This is a genomic window from Methylobacterium sp. WL6 (genome assembly GCF_008040095.1).
Lineage (GTDB): Bacteria > Pseudomonadota > Alphaproteobacteria > Rhizobiales > Beijerinckiaceae > Methylobacterium.
On record NZ_VRVH01000700.1, the window covers coordinates 1 to 421 of the forward strand.

At 80.3% G+C, this 421-nt stretch carries 1 pseudogene; it reads right to left on the bottom strand.

Annotated elements, in window-relative coordinates:
* A pseudogene (locus tag FV230_RS29240) lies at positions 1–421 on the bottom strand (translation elongation factor); the annotation flags it as partial.

Consider the following 421-nt stretch of genomic DNA (forward strand, 5'->3'; position numbering starts at 1 on the left):
GCGCCTCGGCCGGCCCGCCGCCGGCGAGCCCGGCGAGGTCGGCGAGCACGCGCGGGTCGTGACGCTTGCGGCGGCGGCTGTCGGGATCGAGCACCCGGCCGCCGGCCACCGTGATCGCCGGCGAGTCGCGGCGCAGGATGAACGGCTCGCGCGCCGGCACGGTGACCGCCGCGTCGAGATGGAGCTGCGCCGGCGCCGTCGCGCCGGGCTCCAGCGCGTCGCGATCGAGGAGGCGCAGGCGGGCCGCGACCTCGCTGGTGCCGAACAGCAGGCGCAGGGCCGTGCCGCCGGGGAGCGGATCGCCGCCCGGGCTCGCGGTGAGCGACACGTCGAGCCAGCGCGACGGCACCAGGAGGTCCGGCGGCGCGAGCGCCTGCCCCCGGCTCAGGTCGGACAGGCCGACGCCGCGCAGGGCCACCGC